Genomic DNA, 19,494 nt, shown 5'->3' with positions numbered 1-19,494 from the left:
GGACACCATGACCGGAACCGCCGACACCGAGGCCGCGCTGAGCTACACCTCGTACCTCGCGCTCGACGAGCTGCTGGAAGCCCAGCGGCCGCGTTCGGACGAGCACGACGAGCTGTTGTTCATCGTGATCCACCAGGTCTACGAGCTGTGGTTCAAGCAGATCCTGCACGAGGCCGAGTTCCTGCAGGAGAGCCTGGCCGCCGGCCGGACGGCGCACTCGATCCGCACCCTGCGGCGGATCCTGACCGTGCTGAAGGTGGTGGTCGCGCAGATCGACGTGCTGGAGACCATGACCCCCAGCCAGTTCACCAGCTTCCGGGCCCGGCTCGACGCGTCCAGCGGTTTCCAGTCGGCGCAGTTCCGCGAATTGGAGGCGATGCTCGGCCGGCGCGACGAGCGGGTGTTCGCGCACTACCCCGAAGGCGGCGGGCAACGCGAGCGAATCGCGGCCGCGATGGGGCGCGATTCGGTGTTCGATTCGTTCCTCAAATATTTGTCGGCCCGTGGTTACGACGTCAGCTGTGATCGAGACGTCACTCGCCCGGTGGAACCCTCTTCCGAACTGCAGGCGGTACTGCTGAAGGTCTACCAGGACGACGGCGGCCCATCAGTGGTCGCGGAGTGTCTCGTCGACCTTGACGAAGGGATGCAGGAGTGGCGGTACCGGCACGTGAAGATGGTCGAACGGACCATCGGCGACAAGACCGGGACGGGAGGATCGTCCGGCGCGACCTACCTGCGCACCACCCTCTTCCAGCCGATGTTCCCCGACCTTTGGGCAGTACGGAGCCAACTGTGACCTCGCTAGACGCTTTGCGCGCCACCCCGAACGCGCTCGCGCCGCACTACTCGCGCTTCGGCGTGGCCGACCGGCTGCTGCTGTCCGCGCATTCGCACCAGGCCTGGCCGGACGTCGCCGAGGAGGGCTTGCTGGAGGCCTTCGCCGACGCGGCCCGCGACGTCGACGAGAAGTGGGACCGCGCGTTCGCGAAGGCCGACCAGCTGCGTGGCGGGTTCCGCGCGCTGCTCGCCGACCCGCACGGCGAGTACGCGCTCGGCGCGAGCACGCACGAGCTCGTCGTCCGCTTCCTGTCGGCGATCGAGCTGCCGAAGCGGCCGCGGCTGGTGACCACCGACGGCGAGTTCCACACCCTGCGCCGTCAGCTTTCGCGGCTCGAAGAGGAGGGTGTCGAGGTGGTCCGGGTCCCGGTGGAGCCGGTGCCGACGCTCGCCGAACGGATCGCGGCGGAGGTGGACGAGAACACCGCGGCGGTCTTCGTCTCGGCCGTGCTGTTCGAGACCGGACGGCTGGTGCCCGGGCTCGCGCACCTCGCGGACGCCTGCCTCGGCGGGTCGGTGGAGCTGGTCGTGGACGCCTACCACGCACTCGGCGTGGTCCCGTTCTCGCTGCACGACCTGGGCCTGACCAACGCCTGGGTGCTCGGCGGCGGCTACAAGTACCTCCAGCTCGGCGAGGGCAACTGCTTCCTGCGGCTGCCCGCGCACGCGCAGGAGCTGCGGCCGGTGGTGACCGGCTGGTACGCGGAATTCGGCACGCTCGCCGAGACGCGCCGGCCCGGCGAGGTCGCGTACGCCACGGGCGGCAACCGGTTCGCGGGCGCCACCTACGACCCGTCCAGCCACTACCGCGGTGTGCGGGTGATGCGGTTCTTCGCCGAGCACGGGCTGGACCCGGAGTTCCTGCGCGAGGTTTCGCGGCACCAGGTCGGGCTGCTCGCGGAGTGCTTCGACGACCTCGGCCTGCCCGCGGACGTCGTCTCCCGCGACCGCGAGACGCCGCTGGACCGGCTCGGTGGGTTCCTCTCCCTGCGCAGCCCGGAGGCCGGACGGCTGCGCGCGGCGCTGGCCGAACACGGCGTCCGCACCGACAGCCGCGGCGAGCACCTGAGGTTCGGCCCCGCGCCGTACCTTTCGGACACCCAGCTGGAGACGGCGATGGGCACGCTCGGCAAGGTCGTCACCGGCTAGTCACCACCGGATACCGACGACCTCCGGTGGTCCCGCCTCGCGCGGGGATCTAGGTTGGCGGTGTGCGCGATGCCCGGGCGGACGACCTTCGCCCGGGCAGAGCGCGCAAGCCACCCTCACACTGCGTGCGGCCACGAACCGCGCGCCGGTAGACAAAGGAGTCACCACCGTGACCGACGGAGTGTTCGGCCGGCACAGCGGCCATGAACAGGTCGTGTACTGCCACGACGAGGCCAGTGGCCTGAAGGCCATCATCGGCATCTATTCCACCGCGCTGGGGCCCGCGCTCGGTGGCACCCGCTTTTACCCCTACGCCTCCGAAGACGCGGCGCTCGACGATGTGCTCGCGCTGTCCAAGGGCATGGCGTACAAGAACGCGCTGGCCGGGCTCGACCTCGGCGGCGGCAAGGCCGTGATCCTCGGCGACCCGGCCACCATCAAGTCCGAAGCGCTGCTGCGCGCGTACGGCCGGTTCGTGCAGTCGCTCGGCGGCCGCTACATCACGGCCTGCGACGTGGGCACGTACGTCCAGGACATGGACGTCGTGGCCCGCGAGACCAGCTTCGTCACCGGCCGCTCGCCGGAGGACGGCGGCGCCGGCGACTCGTCCGTGCTCACCGCGTACGGCGTGTACCAGGGCATGCGCGCTTCGGCCGACCACACCTGGGGTGTGCCGGAGCTGTCCGGCCGCCGGGTCGGGGTCGCCGGCGTCGGCAAGGTCGGGCACATCCTGGCCGGCCACCTGGTGGAGGCCGGCGCGCAGGTCGTGATCACCGACGTCTCCGCGCCGGCCCTCGAGCGCACGCGCGCGGCCTACCCGGGCGTCGAGGTTGTGTCCGATGTGGACACTCTGATCCGGTCCGAACTGGACGTGTTCGCGCCGTGCGCGCTGGGCGGCGTGCTGACCGACGAGACGGTCGCGGCGCTGCGGGCCAAGATCGTCTGCGGCGCGGCGAACAACCAGCAGGCGCACCCGGGCGTGGACAAGCTGCTGGCCGACCGCGGCATCCTGTTCGCGCCCGACTACCTGGTCAACGCCGGCGGCGTGATCCAGGTGGACGACGAGCGGCACGGCTTCGATTTCGCCCGTGCGCAACGCAAAACCACGGCCATCTTCGACACCACGAAGGCCGTGTACGCGCTCGCGAAGGCCGACGGGGTCCCGCCCGCCGCCGCTGCCGACCGTCTGGCTGAGCGCCGCATGGCCGACGTCGGCCGGCTGCGCTCGATCCTCACGGTCTGACCTGGGCCAACACCGTCAAGGCCTCCTTGCCCGCGTCCGACGCGGGTAAGGAGGCCTTGACGGACCTTGGGCCTGAACGACGGAAGCCCCCTCGCACGAGGCGAGGGGGCTTCGGTCGGGAACAGCCTGCGGTCAGCCGCTCTTACGGCGGAACGTGCGCTTGTTCGCGGCGGGGCCGTGGGCGTGCTGGTTCTTGCCGCCGGCGCTCTCGTGCGCGGCGCCGCTGCGGGCACCGGCCTGCTTGCGCTCGAGCGCTTCGCGGAACTTGCGTTTGACGTCGTCCTCCTCGCCGCTGGGCGACGGGTTCGGTTCACTCATGCTTACCTCCGGAAATGACGACGTGTGACCGCCTCAGCCTGGCACTCCCACGGTGCCTTGGCGAGTCGATTACGACTCTCGTCACGCGGGGGCGACCCGATCGGCCCCACGCTGGGGTTCACCAACCCGCGGCGCGGGGATGACCGCGACCCGCGGGATCACGACACGCCGGCGGGCGGCGCGGACGATCGCCGAGGCGGCGAGGCCCACCAGCGTCGCCGCGCCGAGCGCGAGGGCGACTCGCCCGCTCGCGCCGTCGAACACCAGCTGGCCTGCTCGGCCGAGCACAAAACCGGAGTCGACGGCCCACGCGACCAGTGCGACGCCCGCGGCCGCCGCCGGTGTCGTGACCGCCGCGGCGCCGAGCGCCACAAGTACCAGCGCCACCAGCGCGTACACCGGATGCGCGGTAGCGCCCGCGATGTCCGCGGCGATGGCGGCGACGACTACAGCCACTCCGCCGAGCGGGAAGCCGAGCCCGCCCGGGAGCCTTCCGTCCGTGGTGGTGCGCATGCCTTCAGTGCAACGCCCGCGGCCGGGACAGCAGCGACAGCGGACGTTTTCCGTACGCCCGCCGTCGCCTTCTTGACGTCTTCTTGACCCCCGGCTTCTGGAACCTCGGCTTCTGGAACCTCGGCTTCTGGGGGCTCAGGCGCGCGCGGCCGTCCGCACGATCGCCGCGACGATCTCCGCCCACAGCGGCTCCGGCAGGTCGTGGCCCATGCCGGGCAGCAGGACCAGCTCGCTGTCCGGGACCGCGGCCGCGGTGGCCTTGCCGCCGCTGACGTTCACCAGCGGGTCGGCCTCGCCGTGCAGGACGGTGAACGGGAGCCGCACGTCGCGCAGCCCTTCGGTCCGGTCGCCGGAGGCGATGACCGCCGCGACCTGGCGGAAAGTGCCCTCCGGGTGCAGTGCGCGGTCGTAGCCGCGGGCGGCCTTCTCGCGCAGGTACTCGTCGGTCGCCGGGTAACCGGGGGAGCCGGTCGTGCGGTACGCGGCGATGCTCTGTTCGATCGACTCTTCCCGCGACGCGGCGGGCTTGCGCGTCAGCGTGGCGAGCGCGGCCGGCGACGCCTGGCCCACCGAAGGGTCGCCGGTGGTCGACATGATCGAAGTGACGCTCAGCAGCCGATCGGGGTGGTCGATCGCGAGCTGCTGCACGATCATCCCGCCCATCGAAGCGCCGACCACGTGGGCTTTCGCGAAGCCCAGCGCGTCGAACAGCCCGACGGTGTCGTCGGCCAGATCGGCCAGCAGGTACGGCGCGGGCGCCTGCCCGGACATGACCGCGGGCACGTCCGGGACGCCCAGCTCGTCGAGGTAACTGGACAGGCCGATGTCGCGGTTGTCGAAGCGGACCACGTGGAAGCCGTGGCCGGCCAGGAGTTCGCAGAACCCGGTCTCCCAGGTGATCATCTGGGCGCCGAGGCCCATGACCAGGACCAGCGGCGGGTTCGCCGGGTCGCCGAACGTGTCGTATTCGAGTTCGAGGCCGTTGGCCCGTGCGCGTGGCATACCCCGATAGTGCCCCACCGGCACGAGGCCTGGCACCGGGCTCGCTGATCCGGCTACGGTACCCCGCATGCCGTCTTCGTCCCCGCGAGCCGGGAGCCGCCCGCGGTCCCGTGCGGCCGCGGGACTGCCGGCCGTCACCGCGGAGAAGGTCGTGGACGCGGCCCTCGCGCTCACCGCCGAGCTCGGTCTGGACAACTGGACGCTGCGGCAGCTCGCCGCAGCCGTGGACGCCTACCCCGCGGTGGTCTACCACCACGTCGGCGACCGCGATTCGGTCGTGGCCGCGGTGCTCGACCGGGTTGTCGGCTACCTGCGGCTGCCCCCGGAGGACCGGGACTGGCCGGAGTGGTTCGGCGAGCTGCTGGTCGAACTCCGCGTGGTGCTGCGCCGTTATCCCGGCACCGCCCGGCGGATGGTGATCTTCGGCCCGTCGGTGGCCGCCGCCAAGCGCCCCCTCGACCTCGGCATGCGCATGCTGCTGGACGCGGGCTTCGCGGCGGAGAGCGTGCTGGCGTTCAACCTGCTGATCGCCACCGCCTGCCAGTTCGTCGCGATGGAGGACGACCGCGACGGCGCCCTCGCGCTGCGCCTGGACAACACCGAGGAGTACGCCACCTACCGCGACCGCGCGGACCTGCCCGGACTGGCCACGCACGGCCGCGCGATGCACGACCTGGCCGGCAACCCCCGCCTCACCGCGGACTACTACGACCGGCTGTACGACTACGCGGTGCACCGCTGCCTCGACGGGCTGGCCGAGCGCCTGCGGGTGCTGAAGGCCGAGCCGGCCGAACTCCCGGCCATCGATCTCCAGACCACGCAGTCCGGCGAGGGCCTTGCTGCGGATTCGGTGAAATTCACCGGTCCGGAATAGCCGAACCGGCACCGAACTGTGCCCCGGACGGCGTAGCGTGGCGGATACCGGGGGCCCTGGCCGCCGGCCGGAACCCCTGGCACCCTCCTCCCCCTCGTGGTGCCAGGGGTTCTGTCACTCCCCGGCGCGTTCGGCCGGGCGGGGCGGGTTCTGGATCAGCGGGAAGACCTGCCCCACGAGCGTGACGAGCGATTTGCTCAGCAGCGTGTGCACCTGCGCCCGGTCCAGCGAGCCGCGCACCAGCCACTCGCGCCCGGCCGCCTTCACCATGCCGCCGAACGCGCGCACCGCGGCGTTCAGTTGCTCGCCGTTCGCGCTCTCACGCGAGAGGCCCACCGCTTCGAGCACGCGGTCGGCCGACACGCGGTCGGCCTCCTCGAGCAGGCCGTCCACCTCGGGGTCACGGCCGATGCCCTCGGGGGCGATCGCCGCGAGCCAGGTTTTCTCCTGTGCCCGCACCATGTCGAGGAACCAGTCGATGGCCGCTTCGGCGCGCACCTCGAGCGGGCCCTCGGGCAGGATCTCCACCGCCAGCCGCGGCACGGTGAGCGCGCGCCGCACGATTTCCAGGTACAGCTCGCGTTTCGTGCCGAAGTAGTGGTTGATCAGCCCCCTGGCCACCCCGGCCGCCGCGGCTATGTCCGAAGTGGACACAGCCGAGTACGGCCGTTCGCCGAACAGCCGCGCCGCGCACTCGTAGATCTGCTCCCTGCGCTCGTCCGGTTCCAGTCTCCGCCATCTCGGCGCCGGCTCGGTGTTCATACGTCATATTTTCGCATGATCGGTTCAGTCAGGCAGATTAATCAGGAAGGGTGTCGCCGCCGGGAACACCATCGGCTGGTACCACCGGGTACGCCTTGACGGGACCCGGGCGTCAGTCGGGCAGCGCGATCGGGGCGAGGTCGTCGAACAGATCCCCTGGTCCCGGGTTCGCGGGCGGGGTCCGGCCGCCGAAGTGCCGCAGCACGCCCCACACCGCGTTCAGCGCCGTCTGCACCGCGCCCTCGGCCCAGCCGGCGGTCCACGAAACGTCGTCGCCGGCCAGGAACAGTCCACGGAAACGATCTTCGAGGCGGTCCTGCACGAAATGCGTGAACAACCGGTGCTGGTAGCGGTAGTGCCCGGGCAGGTTCGCCTTGAACGCGCCCATGAAATGCGGTTCCGCCTCCCAGGAAACGGTCACCGGGTCACCCACGATGTGCCGCCGTACGTCCACGCCCGGATAGATCTCCCGCAACGACTGGAGCATCACCTCCACCCGTTCGGACACGCTCAGCGGCAGCCATTTCGACGAGTCGTCGGCCCAGGTGTAGGAAAGGCAGATCACCGCGGGGGCGTCCGGGTCGTCGCCGAGCAGGTAGGTGCCGCGCGGCATCCGGTCGGTGAGCGTCATGCTCATCGTGTCGCGCCCGGTGGCCGGGTCGGGGTCCAGCCAGAACGGCCGGTCCACCGGCACGAACACCTTCGAGGACTCCATGTAGTGCGTGCGCTCGATCGCGGTCCAGTGGTCGATCGGGAACAGCGCCTCGTCGCATTCGATCTTCGACAGCAGCATCCAACTCTGCGCGGTGAACACCGCGGCGCCGAACGTGCGGATGTGGCCGGACGCGTCGGTCACCGTGATGTTGTTCGGCGCGGTGCGGTGCAGCCGGGTGACGCCGGGGCGAGGCCGGCCGTTTTCGTGCAGTGAAGCCAGATTCGTGCCCGCGGGCCAGTGCGCGAGCTGCTCCGGCACGTGCTCCCACAGCCGCAGCGGGAGCTGCCTGCTGCCGCCGGCGATGGAGCGGTGCTCGTCGTCCGCGCCGGTGTAGACGACACGCAGGATCTCCAGGATCGAGTTCGGGAAGTCGGTGTCCCAGCCCCCGGTGCCGAAGCCGACCTGGCCGAAGATCTCGCGGTGGCGGAACGAGGCGAACGCCGGCGAGTCGCACAGGAACCCGTAGAACGTCTGGTGGTCGAGCCGCGGCACCATTTCGTTCCAGATCCGCTTGACCGTCTTGACGTCGCGGTCGCGGATCGCGGTCTGCATCTCGGCGAACGACGCGTGCTCGTCGAGGGTCCGCTGCCAGGCCTTGGCGACAGCGCTGAACACGTCCGGCAGATCGTCGGGCGTGCGTGCGTAATGGCTCTGCCCCTTGAGGTCCACGACCGTGCTCGGGGTGCCGGGCGCGAGCGGGTTCGGGAACGGCGTGGTCTCCAGGCCGACCTTGTCGATGTAGTGGAACAGCGCGGTGGACGCGGGCGGGAACCGCATGGCGCCCATCTCGGCCACCACCTCGTCGGGCAGACCGGGGAAATGGTGCGTGCGCAGCCGGCCGCCGAGCTGGTCGACCTCGTAGACCACCGGCCGCAGCCCGAGTTTCATCAGCTCGTACGCGGTGACGACGCCGGAAAGCCCGCCGCCGATCACCGCCACCTCCGTGCCGTGCCGCTCGGACGGGATCGAGCCGAGGCCGTCGGGGTGGTTCAGGTAATCGTCGTAGCCGAACGGGAAATCCGGGCCGAACATGGTGATCGGGCGCCCGGCGGGCTCTTCCGTCGGGATCGCGGTCGGGACGGCGGAGGTCATGCGCTGGGTCCTTCGGTCAGTGAGCCGTACAACTCGGGCCGTCGGTCGGCCAGGTACGTGTTGGTCGGCCGGGTGAGCGCGACCGGGTCGAGGTCGGCGAGGATCAGTTCGGGCCCGTCACCGGCCTTGGCCACCACCTCGTCGGGCGTGGCGATGGTCGAGTGGCCGCAATAGTCCAGCTCGCCCTCGACGTCGCAGCGGTTCGCGTACACGAGGTACAGCTGGCTTTCGTGCGCGCGGATGGGCACGAGCTCGTCGGCCACCCGTTCGTACGGGCGCATCAAAGCCGTTGGTACGAGCAAAAGCTGCGTTCCGGCGAGGGCGTGCGCGCGGACCGCCTCGGGGAACTCGACGTCGTAACAGATCAGCAGGCCGATCCGCAGGCCGTCGATCTCGGCCTGCACGACGAGTTCGGCGCCGGGGGAGAACTGGCTGTGGTCGAGGTCGCCGAACAGGTGCGTCTTGCGGTAGTTCGCGAGCCGTTTCCCTTGTGCGGACAGGAGTTGCACCGAGTTGTACACGGTGTCGCCGGCGCGTTCGGGGTAGCCGTAGGCCAGCGCGACGCCGCGTTCGCGGGCCAGCGCGCCGAGCTCCTGGCTCAGCGGTCCGTCGGCGGCCTCGGCGCGTTCGGCGACCGCGGCGGCGCCGATCGCATAGCCGGAGGTGATCATCTCGGCGGTCACGAGGATTCGCGCACCCCGCGTGGACGCCTCCGCCACGGCGGCCGGCAGCTCGTCGTACGGGCCCTGGTGGACGGCGACGATCACGACTGCACCGCCAGCCGCGAGCGCCGGATGCCGTACGCGAAGTACAGCACCAGCCCGAGCGCCATCCAGGCGCCGAACACGATCCAGGTCGCGCCGTCGAGGCTGAACATCATGTACGCGCAGCAAAGCACGCCCAGGATCGGCGTCACCGGGGAGAACGGCACGCGGAACGACCGCGCGTCGTCCGGCCGCCGCTTGCGCAGGATCAGCACGGCGATGTTGACCAGCCCGAACGCGAACAGCGTGCCGATGCTGGTGGCGTCGGCCAGCTTGCCGAGCGGGATGAACGCGGCGAGCACCGCGACGAAGCCGGACACCACCAGGGTGTTCGTCCGCGGCACGCCGGTCTTCGGGTGCACTGTGGACAGTGCCTTCGGCACCAGTCCGTCGCGCGACATCGCGTACAGGATGCGCGTCTGGCCGTACAGCACGGTCAGCACCACGCTGGAGATCGCCACGATCGCGCCGACCGCGAGCACGCCGGCCCAGAACTTGTTGTCCAGCACGGAGGTCAGCACGTGGGAGAGCGCCGCCTGCTGGTCGCCGAACTGCTGCCACGGCAGTGCGCCGACCGCCGCGAACGCCACCAGGCAGTACAGCACCGTGACGATGGCGAGCGAGAGCAGGATCGCCCGCGGCAGGTCGCGCTGCGGGTTGCGCGCCTCCTCGCCGGCCGTCGACGCGGCGTCGAAACCGATGTAGGAGAAGAACAGTTTCGCCCCGCCCGCGCTCATGCCCGCCAGGCCGAGCGGCAGGAACGGGGTGAAGTTCTTGGCCTGCACGGCGGTGAACGCGATGGCGCAGAACATCACCAGCGTGGCGATCTTCACGGTCACCATGATCGCGTTGGCCCGCGCGCTCTCCTTGGCGCCAGAGAGCAGCAGGACCATCGCGAGCACCACGACCAGGATCGCCGGCACGTTCACCAGCCCGCCCGCGCCGGGCGGCTGGCTGAGCGCGTCCGGGATGGCCACGCCGAACGCCAGCTGCAGCAGCTCGTTGAGGTACTGGCCCCAGCCGACCGCGACCGAAGCCACCGACACGCCGTACTCCAGCACCAGGCACCAGCCGCAGATCCACGCGACGATCTCGCCGAGCGTCGCGTACGCGTAGGAGTACGAGGAGCCCGAAAGCGGGATCATGCCGGCGAGTTCGGCGTAGGACAGCGCCGAGAACAGCGCGGTGATCCCGGCGAGCACAAAGGACAGCACGACGGCGGGCCCGGCCACCGGCACCGCCTCGCCGAGCACCACGAAGATGCCGCTGCCGAGCGTGGCGCCGATACTGAGCATGGTCAGCTGGCCGAGGCCGAGCGACCGCTTGAGCCGTCCGTGGTCGGCTTCCGCCACCAGATCGGCGACGGGCTTGCGGCGCAGCAGGGCCGCGCGCAGGCCGGGGTCGGGCAGAACGGACTTCACCTGGCTCCTCCTCGTCGAGGTCGGGTGTGAGCCACGGTATCGATCGGATTATGACCCGAAAACTGGTAATCGTTGTGCTGTTGAGCTACTTCTGGGTGATTCATTGCACTTTCACGGTTGATCGTGGTGATTCGTTCCATCCACCCCGGGCAGGAGCAGGGTGAACGTCGGCGGATCGGGCCGCGACAGCCGCAGCCGCCCGCCCTCCGCCTCGGCGAGACTGCGGGCCAGCCGCAGTCCGATGCCGTGGTTGGTGGCGGTTTTGGTGAAGGGATCGATGTCGCCGAGGTCCGGGCCTTCATCGGCGACGTCGATTGCCAGCGCCCCGCCGGCGTCGCGCGCGGTGACGGTGACCGTGCCGCGGCCGTGGGCCACCGCGTTGTCGAGCAAGACGGCGAGCACCTGCCGGACGGCCGCCGCCGAAGCACGCGCGGGCGGCGGGTCCAGGTCCTCGATCCGCAGGGTGCGGCCGTCGGCCCAGATGGTGGCCCGGAGTTCCGTGAGGACGGCGTCGAGGTCCAGCTCGGCGCGGGGCGCGCGGCGTTCGCGGGAGAGTGCGAGCAGGTCCTCGATGGTGCGTTCCAGCCGATCCGCCGACCCGATCCCCGCGCGGATGGCGGCGTACGGGTCCTGCGCTGGCTCCTCGAGCGCGGCTTCGAGCTGGAGCCGCAGCCCGGTCAGCGGCGTCCGGAGCTGGTGGGAGGCCTCGGCCGAGAACGCGCGCTCGCGGTCGAGGGTGTCGCCGATCCGCGCCGCGGTGACGTCGAGGGCCGAGCCGACCTCGTCGATCTCGGTGATCCCCGCCCGCGGCGCCCGCACGGTGAAGTCGCCTTCGCCGAGCTGGGTCGCGGCCGCGGCCAGCCGGTCGAGCGGCCGAGTCAGCCGCGCCGCGATCCGCCGCGCGACCAGCCAGGCCGCGACCACCGCGGCGATCGCGAGTCCGGCCATGGCCAGCCAGGTCAGCCCGACCCTCCGGGTGAGCTCCGCTTGAGGGACGGACGCGCGCACCACCCCGGTCAGCCGCGCCCCGCTGAGCACGGGGACCGCCAGCACCTGCTCGGACCCCACCGGCCCGGTCGCCATGTCGGTATCCGCGCCCGCCGCGCCCCGCACGATGCCGTCCGCCCGCGCCGGCCCGTGCCCGGTCAGCAGCCGCCCTTCCTGGTCGTAAACCCCCACTTCGCTCTCGGTGCCTGCCGGCAGCTGCGGCGTCCGCCCCGCCGCCAGCGCATCCGACACGACCACGGCTGCGGCGTCGGCGGCCCGCTCCAGCTCCGACGTGGTGTCCGAGCGGTAGTACCAGAACACCGCGACGCCCAGGGGGAGTCCGAAGAGGCTCGTCGCCAGCACCGCCGCAAGCACGGTGAGCGTCACTATGCGGCGGTGCATGGGCTGGGGCTCCTTCCTGTGGTGGTGGCTGGGGGTGCAGCGGCCTGCTTGGCGGGCGCAGTGGTCGGGTTGGGCCTTTGTCGGCTGATGGTGCTCGAAGGCGGGCAGGTGCTAGGCCTGCCGGGCGTGGTGATTGGGCGGTGTGGGCGGCCTGACCCTGGTCGGCTGGTCGTGTTCGGCGGCGGGCTGGTTGCCAGGGCGGTGGTCACCTTGGCGGGCGTGGTGGTCGGGTGGCGGCTGGGCTCGGGCTTGGTCCGGCTGCTTGGCCTCGAGGACAGGCCGGTTGCCGACGTGGTCGTCGGTTGGACGGGTGCTGTGGTCAGGTGGGCGGGGCCAGGCGTTCGTCGGCTGGTTGCGTTTGAGGGCGGGGCGGTTGCCGATGCGGTCGTCGGGCAGGGGCTGGAGTCGGGCTTCCGTCGGATGGTGGAGCTCGAAGGCAGGCTGGTCGCCGATGCGGGCGTCGAGTCGGCGAGTGTCGTGATCGGATCGCGGCTGGGGTCGGGCGTTCGTCGGCAGGCCGTGGCCGGCGGGCCGCCCGTCGGCGTGCTGGTCGGCCAGGTGGGTGTTGTGATCGGGTGGTGCACCGGTCAGGCCTCTTCCAGCCGGTAGCCGTGGCCGCGCAGGGTGACGATCCGGGGCACTTGCTCCGGCGAGACGGCCGCGGCCGCGAGCTTGCGCCGCAAAGCCGCGATGTGCACGTCGAGCGTTTTGGTGGAGCCGCGCCAGTGCGAGTCCCAGACGTCGGCCATCAGCGTCGTGCGGCTGACCGCGACGCCCGGCTGCTCGGCGAGGCGCGCGAGCAGGTCGTACTCCCTCGCCCGCAAATCCAGCTCGCGCCCGCCGAGGCTGACCCGTCGCCGGGCGGTGTCCACCACCAGCGCCCCGACGGTCACCGGCGGCGCGACCTCGGCCGCCGTCCCGCCGCGGCGCAGGTGCGCGCGGACCCGGGCCAGCAGCTCGGGGAGCCGGATGGGTTTGGTGAGGTAGTCGTCGGCCCCGGCGTCGAGGCCCACGATCACGTCCATTTCCTCCTGCCGCGCGGTCAGGATCACCAGCACCGCGGACGGCAGCGCGGCCCGCAGCCGGCGGCAGACTTCGAGCCCGTCGAGATCGGGCAGGCCGAGGTCCAGCAGCACCAGGTCCGCCGAGGTCACCTCGAGCGCGCCGCGGCCGTCACGGCACCAGCGCACCACGTGCCCCTGCCGCCGCAGGGTGCCCTCGATGACCCCGCCGATCGTCGGGTCGTCCTCCACCACCAGCACCTGAGCCACGTCCGGCAGCGTAACCAACGCCCCTAACCGCCGACCGCGGGGAAATCCCAGACCACCCACCGCGACGATCCACTGTGGACAGACCGGCGGCGGGATCGGGACGGGAACCGGGTGAGTGCGGGCGGTGCCCGTTGCCGAAGTGGATCTGGGCCTGCGGATGTGCCGTCGCGACAGGTGGGTCAGCGGCGGGGCCGGGCCGTGCTCTCCCGCAGGACGACCTTGCCCGGGAGCCGGACCGTGCGCGGGCGGAGACCGGAGCCGGCGAGGGCCAGGTCCATCACCCGGGCGCCCAGTTGTTCCAGTGGCAGGGCGAACGTGGTCAGCGGCGGCGTCAGGTCGCGGACCACCGGGATGTCGTCGAAGCCCGCCACCGAGACCTGGCCCGGCACGGAGACACCGGCTTCGCGCAGGGCGGTCAGCGCGCCGATCGCCATCACGTCGGTGACGGCGAAGACGCATGTCGGCAGGCTTCGGCGGGGGCGTTCCAGAAGGCGTTTCGCTGCTTCGTAGCCGCCTTCGCGCGTGAACGCGGCTTCGAGCACGTCGTCCTCGCGCAGGGTGATTCCGTGGTCGGCCAGCTCGGTGGTGAAGCCGTCCAGCCGGTCGACGACCGTGCTCAGGCGCCGCGGGCCGGACAGCACGGCGAAGCGCTTGTGCCCCAAGCCCAGCAGGGCGCGGGCCAACTCGGCCGCGCCGCCGCGGTTGTCCGGCTGCACGGTGTCCATCTTCAGGCCCCGGTGCCGGCTCACGGCCGCGACCTGGCCGCCGCCACGCCGGTACGGCTCCAGCTCGGCGGCCATCGCGCGTTCCCACGCACGGTCCTCGAACGCGGACCCGATCAGCAGGATCGCCGACGCGCGCTGGGCCCGCAGCATCGAGACGTACGCGACTTCGCGCCCGGGATCGCGGAAAGTGCCGGCGAGCATGACCAGGAGCCCGTTGCTGTCCGCCACCCGCATCACGCCGTCCGCAATGGCCGCGAAGTACGGATCGGACACATCGTGACAGATCACCCCGACTGTCCGATGTGTCCCACCGGCGAGGGCTTGCGCGTGCGCGTTGGGCGCGTACGACAGCTCCGCCGCAGCCGACACGACCCGATCGCGCAGGTCCGTGCGCACCGAGGTCGTGCCGTTGAGCACGCGCGAGGCGGTGGCGAGTGACACGCTCGCGCTGCGTGCCACATCCTCGAGCGTCACATGCGGCCGCGCCTTCATCGCTCCTCCAAGGTGCCTTCTCGGGCATAGTGGCGTCATGCTCGGTCTGTACCCGGAAATCGAACCCTACGACCACGGGATGCTGCCGGTGGGCGACGGAAACGTTATCTACTGGGAGGAGTGCGGGAACCCCGCGGGCAAGCCGGTCGTGTTCCTGCACGGCGGCCCGGGCAGCGGCGCGTCGACCCGGCACCGGCGGCTGTTCGACCCCGAGCGTTACCGGATCGTCCTGTTCGACCAGCGAGGCTGCGGGCGCAGCACACCGCACTGCAGCACCCCGGAAGCCGACCTCACGGTCAACACCACCTGGCACCTGGTCGCGGACATGGAACGGCTGCGCGAGGACCGGGCCATCGAGACCTGGCAGCTGTTCGGCGGCTCGTGGGGGAGCGTGCTCGCACTCACTTACGCCGAGGCGTACCCGCACCGCGTCAGCGAGTTGGTGCTGCGCGGCGTCGCGACGCTTCGCGTGAAGGAATTGCAGTGGCTCTTCGGTGGCGGTGCGGCCTGCCTGTTTCCCGAGGCGTGGTCCCGGTTCCTGGCACCGGTGCCGTACGCGCGGCGCGGCGAAAACCTGATCGAGGTCTACCACGAGCTGCTCCACCACCCGGACCCCGAACTGCACCGGCCGGCCGCGGTCGCGTGGAGCCGGTGGGAGGGCGAGACGGTGAAGTTCACGCCGCAGGACGAGGTCGTCGCCGCGTTCACCGAGCCGGAGTTCGCGCTCGCCATCGCCCGGATCGAGAACCACTACTTCCGCCACGGCGGCTGGCTGGCCGACGACCAGCTGATCCGCGAGGCCGGCAAGCTCACCGGCGTCCCGTGTGTGCTCGTGCAGGGCCGCTACGACGCCGTCACCCCGGCCACCACCGCGTGGGAACTCGCGCAGGTGCTCCCGGGCGCCGAGCTGAAGATGATCGGCGACGCCGGCCACGCCTTCGACGAGCCCGGCACCCTGCACGAGCTGATCAGCGCGACCGACCGGTTCGCGGCGAGCTGAGCGTGCCGCCGCCGACACGTCGGGGCAGCGCGGCAGCCTGCGGTGCCGGCCCGGTGGGTGTGATCCGCGCCGCGTCCGGGCCGCGGTGACCACCGATCGTTGTCGGGATCGGCTACGAATAGCGGTCATGGCGCTGCGAAACCGGACGCGAGAACGCTGGACCCCGCTCGAACAGGCGGCCCCCGAAGGCGAACTGCTCACCTTCCGCCAGATGTCCGCCTACGGCCGGAGGTTCGCGCGCCGCGGCCGCGGGCCCTGGTACAGCGCGGCGATCGAGGTGATCTGGCAGTTCCTGGTGCTGTTCTCCCGGTTCCGGGTGCGCGGTGCCCGGCACATCCCGGCTTCGGGCGGGGTGGTCGTCGCCTCGAACCATCTGTCGTTCGCGGACCCGGCGACGGCGACGGCTTTTTGCCTCGGCGCCGGCCGGGTGCCGCGTTATCTCGCGAAATCGAGCCTCTGGGACGTGCCGGTGCTCGGCCGGATCATGCGCACGGGCGGGCACATCCCGGTCTACCGCGGCGCGCCCACCGCGTCCGGCGCCTACCGCGACGCCGTGGTGGCGGTCCGGTCCGGCGAGTGCGTGGCGATCTTCCCGGAGTCCACGTTCTCCAAGGACCCGGACGGCTGGCCGATGAAGGGCAAGACCGGGGCCGCGCGGATCGCGCTCGAGACCGGGGTGCCGGTGATCCCGCTCGCGAACTGGGGCACCCACCACCTGCTGCCCGCCACGGCGTGGCTGCCGCGCGGCATCCCGCGCAAGACCGTGGACCTCGTCGCCGGCCCGCCGGTCGACCTCTCGGACCTGCGCGAGGCCGAGCTGACCCGCGCCGTGCTGGAGGAGGCGACCGCGCGGATCATGGCCGCGATCACCGAGCTGCTGGCCGGGATCCGCGGGGTGCGGCCGCCCGCGGACCGGCCCTGAGCGGCCCGCTGAGCGAGCACGGTCACGCCGCCCCGTCTCGCGGATGGGGGTAAGTTTTGCGTTATGAGTGCACACTATGACGTCGTGGTGCTGGGGGCCGGGGTCGGCGGGTACGTGGCGGCGATCCGGGCGACGCAGCTGGGCCTGAGCGCCGCCGTCGTGGAGGAGAAATACTGGGGCGGCGTATGCCTCAACGTCGGCTGCATCCCGTCGAAGGCGCTGTTGCGCAACGCCGAACTCGCGCACATCGTCAAGCAGGAGGCCAAGACCTACGGCATCTCCTCCGACGGTGAGATCCGCTTCGACTACACCGCCGCGTACGAGCGCAGCCGCAAGGTCGCCGACGGCCGCGTCAAGGGTGTGCACTTCTTGATGAAGAAGAACAAGATCACCGAGTACGACGGCCACGGCACCTTCGTCGACGCGAACACCCTCGAGGTCAACGGCGAGCAGCTCACGTTCGACCACTGCGTGGTGGCCACCGGTGCGACCGCGCGGCTGCTGCCCGGCACTTCGCGCAGCGACCGCGTGGTGACCTACGAGCAGCAGATCATGGAGAGCGAGCTGCCGGGCAGCATCGTGATCGCGGGCGCCGGCGCGATCGGCGTCGAGTTCGCGTACGTGCTGCACAACTACGGCGTGGACGTGACCATCGTCGAGTTCCTCGACCGGATGGTGCCGCTGGAGGACGCGGAGGTCTCCGCGGAGCTGCTGAAGCGCTACCGCAAGCTCGGCATCAAGGTGCTGACCTCCACGAAGGTCGAGGCCATCGACGACTCGGACGGCCGGGTCCACGTCACTGTCTCCAAGGACGGCGAGCAGCAGGTGCTGGAGGCCGACAAGGTCCTGCAAGCCATCGGGTTCAAGCCGAACGTGGAGGGCTACGGCCTGGAGAACACCGGCGTCGCGCTGACCGAGCGCGGCGCCATCGCCGTGGACGGCCGCGGCCGCACGAACGTGCCCCACATCTTCGCGATCGGCGATGTCACGGCGAAGCTCATGCTGGCCCACGCCTCCGAGTCGATGGGCGTGGTGGCGGCCGAGACCATCGCCGGCGCGGAGACCATGGAGCTGGACTTCGTGATGATCCCGCGCGCCACCTACTGCCAGCCCCAGATCGCCAGCTTCGGCTGGACCGAGGCCCAAGCACGGGAACAGGGCTTCGACGTCCAGGTCGCCAAGTTCCCCTTCACTGCCAACGGCAAGGCCCAGGGCCTCGGCGAACCGGGCGGCTTCGTGAAGCTCATCAGCGACGCCACTCACGGCGAATTGCTGGGCGGGCACCTGATCGGCCCGGAGGTCACCGAGCTGCTGCCGGAGCTGACTCTGGCCCAGCAGTGGGACCTGACGGTGCACGAAGTGGCCCGCAACGTGCACGCCCACCCGACCCTGGGCGAGGCGGTGAAGGAAGCCGTGCACGGGCTGGCCGGGCACATGATCAACATGTGAGTGTGGAGCGGCCCTGACCCGCGGGGTTTGCGGGTCGGGGCAGGTGTCAGGCCGCGGCCAGGCCGTGAAGGCGCCGCCCGGGACGGCGTGTCCTTTGCGTGCTGTAGCGCGGCGCCGGTCCCCGCGACACGGACGGCCCGCCGCTCCGTTCCGACCGCCGGTCGCGGGCCGAGCCGCGGTGAGTCGGCGCGCCGCCCGATCGACCCGGTGGGTCTCAGCGCGACCGGTTGAGCACTTCGACGTAGACGATCCGGCCGTCGACGACATCCAGGACCAGCATGCCTTCCGACGGCGAGAGAGGCACGCATCGATGCCCCGGGCCGTACGGCTTCCCCGGCTCATGGTCGGCGGTGTGGAAGCTCTTGCAGAAGTCGTCACCACAGCTGCACTCGCTCACCAGGCGAATGTCGTGCACGCTGATGGCCAGCCACTGTTCGCCTTCTGCTTCCAGGAGCGCCGACAACTCGGCGACGAGGTCTGGGTGGACGTCGCGCACGAGGGGGTGGTCCTGCTCCATCGGGCGAGGATAGCCGGGACGTCCGGCTGGGAGGCCTGACCGCCTCAGTGGTGGTCCGGCGTAGTCGCGGCAAGCGGCGCCCATCAACTCTGCGGCGGCGTGGGATGGCTCGTATCGGGGTTGTGGGCGGGGTGGTCGGTGCGCTCCAAGTCGTCGCCAGGAGTGCTTCGCATCGCCGCAGTGTCAAGGCAATCAAGGAAATACCGGCGCGGATACCGTCCACTTCAGACACCTCCAGTGTCGAAGGTCAGTTCCGGGCGTTCCCAGGAGATCTTCGGTGGGCGAGGTGGGATGGTGCCGGTTCGACGGGCGCCCATGCGTTCGTAGAAGCTGGCCGCCGGTGGGTGAGAGACAACGCGGACGGACGGGATTCCCTTGGCGCGCGCGGTTTTCAGCATGTGCGCGATCAGGGCGGCGCCCAGACCGGTGCCCTGGGCTGGGTCGGCGACGAAGAGCAGGTCCAATTCGGCGTCGGTGAGGCTGTAGAAGCCCAGGGGGCCGGCATCAGGGGGTGCAGGGGGAAAGGCGGCGAAGACAAGGTGGCGCTCGACGTACTCGGGTGTCACCTCGTAGCCGTCCAGGATCGACGCGTAGTCGCCTTGGTAGGCGGACGATGCGTGCAGCAGAGCGTTCAGTGCGGGGGCGTCTTGGCCGGACACGCGGCGGATGTCGTGGGGCATGGATGGGACGTTAACCGCGGCCACCGACAAGAACTTGACCTTCGGCGCGGCTGAGGTGCGAGGCTGTCCCGGGAACGCGGCCGGAAACCCTTGGCAGGCAACAGATGAGAGCCGTGGCGTTCAGTCGATCGGGTGGACGCGGATTCCTGCGCATGGTGGAGGTGACCGCGACCGGATCCTGGCACTCGTCGACCACGGCCGTGGTGCCGAGTTGGCCGCCTGGCGAGATCGAGACCGGTCAACGGCCGCGACAAGCTGGTGCGCACGCTGTACTGATCCGTCCCACCATGCGGAAGCGCCGAGGATCCAAACTTTGGTGGGTGGTCAGGGCACGGACCGCTCCTTAGATTCTCCTG

20 protein-coding genes are annotated in these 19,494 nt (G+C 70.9%); 8 read left to right on the top strand and 12 right to left on the bottom strand.

The features are described 5' to 3' along the window. Nucleotides 1-7 precede the first annotated feature (7 nt). The 3 genes from OG371_RS03030 to OG371_RS03020 all read left to right on the top strand — a co-directional run bounded on the left by OG371_RS03030 (nucleotide 8) and on the right by OG371_RS03020 (nucleotide 3,232). Complete coding sequence (locus tag OG371_RS03030) at nucleotides 8-799, top strand: tryptophan 2,3-dioxygenase (protein WP_329065295.1); 792 nt, start codon at nucleotides 8-10, stop codon at nucleotides 797-799. Then, entirely contained in the window at nucleotides 796-1,989 is a 1,194-nt protein-coding gene (locus tag OG371_RS03025; protein ID WP_329065293.1) for a kynureninase, read from the top strand. Before OG371_RS03030 ends, OG371_RS03025 begins: the two co-directional genes overlap by 4 nt. A 169-nt stretch (nucleotides 1,990-2,158) precedes the next feature. Further along, a complete protein-coding gene (locus OG371_RS03020) occupies nucleotides 2,159-3,232 on the top strand; it encodes a Glu/Leu/Phe/Val dehydrogenase dimerization domain-containing protein (protein ID WP_329065291.1) in 1,074 nt (357 codons plus the stop codon). A 132-nt stretch (nucleotides 3,233-3,364) separates the two neighbouring features. Here OG371_RS03020 and OG371_RS03015 read toward each other — a convergent pair whose 3' ends face one another. From OG371_RS03015 to OG371_RS03005, 3 genes are all read right to left on the bottom strand, one after another. Continuing rightward, nucleotides 3,365-3,550: a DUF5302 domain-containing protein gene (locus tag OG371_RS03015; RefSeq protein ID WP_091626574.1), complete on the bottom strand. Its 186-nt coding sequence runs from the start codon at nucleotides 3,548-3,550 to the stop codon at nucleotides 3,365-3,367. An 81-nt stretch (nucleotides 3,551-3,631) separates the two neighbouring features. Continuing rightward, entirely contained in the window at nucleotides 3,632-4,063 is a 432-nt protein-coding gene (locus OG371_RS03010; protein ID WP_329065289.1) for a hypothetical protein, read from the bottom strand. A gap of 135 nt (nucleotides 4,064-4,198) precedes the next feature. After that, nucleotides 4,199-5,065, bottom strand: coding sequence for an alpha/beta fold hydrolase (locus tag OG371_RS03005; RefSeq protein ID WP_329065287.1), 867 nt, complete (start codon nucleotides 5,063-5,065; stop codon nucleotides 4,199-4,201). 67 nt (nucleotides 5,066-5,132) lie between these two features. On the opposite strand from OG371_RS03005, the gene OG371_RS03000 reads away from it, so the two are divergent. Beyond that, nucleotides 5,133-5,939, top strand: a complete 807-nt coding sequence (locus tag OG371_RS03000; protein ID WP_329065285.1) for a TetR/AcrR family transcriptional regulator — start codon at nucleotides 5,133-5,135, stop codon at nucleotides 5,937-5,939. Nucleotides 5,940-6,053: 114 nt separating this feature from the next. Here OG371_RS03000 and OG371_RS02995 read toward each other — a convergent pair whose 3' ends face one another. The 5 genes from OG371_RS02995 to OG371_RS02975 form a co-directional block, all read right to left on the bottom strand. Beyond that, nucleotides 6,054-6,701 (bottom strand): TetR/AcrR family transcriptional regulator, encoded by a 648-nt coding sequence (locus OG371_RS02995; protein ID WP_329065283.1) that lies wholly within the window; start codon nucleotides 6,699-6,701, stop codon nucleotides 6,054-6,056. Between the two features lie 112 nt (nucleotides 6,702-6,813). Further along, entirely contained in the window at nucleotides 6,814-8,508 is a 1,695-nt protein-coding gene (locus OG371_RS02990) for a flavin monoamine oxidase family protein (RefSeq protein ID WP_329065282.1), read from the bottom strand. Beyond that, nucleotides 8,505-9,275 (bottom strand): carbon-nitrogen hydrolase family protein, encoded by a 771-nt coding sequence (locus OG371_RS02985; RefSeq protein WP_329065280.1) that lies wholly within the window; start codon nucleotides 9,273-9,275, stop codon nucleotides 8,505-8,507. The genes OG371_RS02990 and OG371_RS02985 overlap by 4 nt, the downstream gene beginning before the upstream one ends. Next, nucleotides 9,272-10,693 carry an amino acid permease gene (locus tag OG371_RS02980; protein ID WP_329065277.1) on the bottom strand — a complete coding sequence of 474 codons (1,422 nt, stop codon included), beginning with the start codon at nucleotides 10,691-10,693 and terminating at the stop codon, nucleotides 9,272-9,274. Before OG371_RS02980 ends, OG371_RS02985 begins: the two co-directional genes overlap by 4 nt. Before the next feature lie 111 nt (nucleotides 10,694-10,804). Further along, on the bottom strand, nucleotides 10,805-12,082 hold the full coding sequence (locus OG371_RS02975; protein WP_329065275.1) for a sensor histidine kinase: 1,278 nt from the start codon (nucleotides 12,080-12,082) through the stop codon (nucleotides 10,805-10,807). Nucleotides 12,083-12,169: 87 nt separating this feature from the next. On the opposite strand from OG371_RS02975, the gene OG371_RS02970 reads away from it, so the two are divergent. Next, a complete protein-coding gene (locus OG371_RS02970; RefSeq protein WP_329065272.1) occupies nucleotides 12,170-12,691 on the top strand; it encodes a hypothetical protein in 522 nt (173 codons plus the stop codon). Here the strand turns inward: OG371_RS02970 and OG371_RS02965 are convergent. Both OG371_RS02965 and OG371_RS02960 read right to left on the bottom strand, forming a co-directional pair. Beyond that, nucleotides 12,670-13,353 (bottom strand): response regulator transcription factor, encoded by a 684-nt coding sequence (locus OG371_RS02965; RefSeq protein ID WP_329065270.1) that lies wholly within the window; start codon nucleotides 13,351-13,353, stop codon nucleotides 12,670-12,672. The genes OG371_RS02970 and OG371_RS02965 overlap by 22 nt on opposite strands. A gap of 179 nt (nucleotides 13,354-13,532) precedes the next feature. Next, a complete protein-coding gene (locus OG371_RS02960) occupies nucleotides 13,533-14,570 on the bottom strand; it encodes a LacI family DNA-binding transcriptional regulator (protein ID WP_329065267.1) in 1,038 nt (345 codons plus the stop codon). A gap of 37 nt (nucleotides 14,571-14,607) precedes the next feature. On the opposite strand from OG371_RS02960, the gene pip reads away from it, so the two are divergent. From pip to lpdA, 3 genes are all read left to right on the top strand, one after another. After that, entirely contained in the window at nucleotides 14,608-15,570 is a 963-nt protein-coding gene (gene pip, locus OG371_RS02955; RefSeq protein WP_329065265.1) for a prolyl aminopeptidase, read from the top strand. A gap of 127 nt (nucleotides 15,571-15,697) precedes the next feature. Next, nucleotides 15,698-16,492 (top strand): lysophospholipid acyltransferase family protein, encoded by a 795-nt coding sequence (locus OG371_RS02950; protein ID WP_329065263.1) that lies wholly within the window; start codon nucleotides 15,698-15,700, stop codon nucleotides 16,490-16,492. A 63-nt stretch (nucleotides 16,493-16,555) separates the two neighbouring features. Continuing rightward, nucleotides 16,556-17,941 carry a dihydrolipoyl dehydrogenase gene (gene lpdA, locus OG371_RS02945; RefSeq protein ID WP_329065261.1) on the top strand — a complete coding sequence of 462 codons (1,386 nt, stop codon included), beginning with the start codon at nucleotides 16,556-16,558 and terminating at the stop codon, nucleotides 17,939-17,941. Between the two features lie 214 nt (nucleotides 17,942-18,155). On the opposite strand, the gene OG371_RS02940 is transcribed toward lpdA, so the two are convergent. After that, complete coding sequence (locus OG371_RS02940; RefSeq protein ID WP_329065258.1) at nucleotides 18,156-18,458, bottom strand: hypothetical protein; 303 nt, start codon at nucleotides 18,456-18,458, stop codon at nucleotides 18,156-18,158. 224 nt (nucleotides 18,459-18,682) lie between these two features. Then, on the bottom strand, nucleotides 18,683-19,138 hold the full coding sequence (locus OG371_RS02935) for a GNAT family N-acetyltransferase (protein ID WP_329065256.1): 456 nt from the start codon (nucleotides 19,136-19,138) through the stop codon (nucleotides 18,683-18,685). Between the last annotated feature and the right edge of the window lie 356 nt (nucleotides 19,139-19,494).

The organism is Amycolatopsis sp. NBC_01480 (genome assembly GCF_036227205.1).
In the GTDB taxonomy this organism is placed as follows: domain Bacteria; phylum Actinomycetota; class Actinomycetes; order Mycobacteriales; family Pseudonocardiaceae; genus Amycolatopsis.
This window is presented reverse-complemented; position numbering and strand designations above follow the sequence as displayed.